The sequence below is a fragment of the Domibacillus aminovorans genome (assembly GCF_001643235.1).
In the GTDB taxonomy this organism is placed as follows: domain Bacteria; phylum Bacillota; class Bacilli; order Bacillales; family Domibacillaceae; genus Domibacillus; species Domibacillus aminovorans.
Genome location: NZ_LQWY01000066.1, coordinates 14,852 through 16,789 on the forward strand (window position 1 = coordinate 14,852; position 1,938 = coordinate 16,789).

1 protein-coding gene and 1 pseudogene are annotated in these 1,938 nt (G+C 41.2%); one reads left to right on the plus strand and one right to left on the minus strand.

The genetic code is table 11. From position 1 onward, the window contains the following. Positions 1-1,183, plus strand: a pseudogene (locus AWH49_RS15820) (IS4 family transposase); the annotation flags it as partial. Between the two features lie 98 nt (positions 1,184-1,281). Here the strand turns inward: AWH49_RS15820 and AWH49_RS15825 are convergent. Further along, positions 1,282-1,734 (minus strand): VOC family protein, encoded by a 453-nt coding sequence (locus tag AWH49_RS15825; RefSeq protein WP_018393205.1) that lies wholly within the window; start codon positions 1,732-1,734, stop codon positions 1,282-1,284. Positions 1,735-1,938 lie beyond the last annotated feature (204 nt).

Here is a 1,938-nt window from a genome sequence, read left to right on the forward strand (position 1 = left end):
CAATTATGTAGTCGTTTAGAGGCTTCGACAGGTGTACTCATGAGTCCAGAAGGACTGAATCAACGCTTTAATATCGAAGCTGTCGCATTTCTTCGAGAAGTATTTACCTCGCTCTTAACGCAAAAACTATGTGCGACACAATCGCTCTCTTCACACATGTTTTCTGCCTTTGAACGTATTCGTATTCTAGATGCCACCGTTTTTCAGCTACCTGATACGTTCGCAACCGACTATCAAGGCTCAGGCGGAAGTAGTAACACCGCAGGTGTGAAAATTCAATTAGAATACGATTTACTAGGTGGACAATTTTTAAACGTACAACTTGGTCCAGGGAAAAACAATGATAAAACATACGGTACGATTTGTCTTAAATCCGTTAAAGCACGTGATTTGTGCTTGCGTGACCTCGGCTATTTCGATTTACGTGACTTACAAGCCATTCAAGACAAAGGGGCTTACTATATTTCTCGTTTGAAGTTGAATACACGCATTATACATTCAACTCGATATGGCACACATGATGAGCAGGTTAGCATACGGTGAGACGATGGAGATTTCGGAGGCGTACATCGGCCAAAATCAGAAGCTCAGGGCACGTGTCATCATCCATCGGTTAACAGACACTCAAATGCAAACACGTCTGAAAAACCAAGCAATCCGTGAGAAGAAAAAAGGCATGATTATGAAAGATAAAAGCAAGCGTTTGATGGGTATGAATGTGTATATGACGAATACATCGCCAGAAGAAGTGTCCACTGACTACGTGCATCCTCTGTATTCACTACGTTGGCAGAATGAGATTTTGTTTAAGACATGGAAGTCGTTCTTTGAAATCGATAAATGTAAAAATATCAAAAGAGAACGCCTTGAGTGTCATCTATATGGACAACTGATAGGCATTCTCCTCTGTTCATCTACGATGTTTCAAATGCGGCAACTCCTGCTCAAAAAGAAGAAGCAAGAGCTGAGCGAATACAGAGCGATTTACATGATTAAAGACTATTTTCCGTTCCTGTTTCAAGCAATGGCTAGTGGGACAAGTGAACTCATCACCATACTGCACCGCCTCTATCAACTGCTTAAGAAAAATGGACGTAAGTCCCATCGGTATAAAAAGATGACGGTCTTTGACATTCTCGGTGTCGTATATGAAACGACGGTGCATCAAAGACGAGCAGCCTAGCGAAAAAAGTGCCTTTTTATTGAATAAGAATTTTCTTCAAATATTTTTACTTCAGTAATGTATATTTCAGTAAAGGCTTTTTATAAAACGTCACTTACTTATTTGTTACCGAGTTGTTCCGCCAAACCGATTAGAAGTCCTTCGATTCCACGAATGTAGCAGAGCCGATAAGAGTCCTCGTACTGAACCACTTCGCCAACGAGCTGAGCACCATACTTAGTGAGTCTGGATACCATTTCGTCAATGTCTTCAACGGTGAACATGACGCGTAGATAACCGAGGGCGTTTACAGGAGCAGTCCGGTGATCTGATATAGTAGGTGGGGTGAGAAATCGCGAAAGTTCAAGTCGGCTGTGGCCATCTGGGGTAACCATCATAGCAATCTCTACGCACTGAGAACCCAATCCGGTTACGCGACCAGCCCATTCACCTTCGACAGTGGCTCGTCCTTCGAGGTTCAAGCCAATCTCCTCGAAGAAAGAGATTGCGTCATCAAGGGATTCTACAACGATGCCGACATTGTCCATTCTTAGTAATTTGTTTTTTGCCATAGTCTTATCTCCTTATGTGTAAAAATTTATTATCTGATCATCTTCATAATTATTCTATTAAAAAGTTACAAATTCCTTCCAAAAAAAAACACCTTGTCACAGTATAGGAAAATGTGAAATTGGGTTTTCGTGTATGTCATATAACATCTTGTTAACGAACGGTTCTGGTGCAAATAATTGGGGAAGATATAAAGAGGCGAAAAG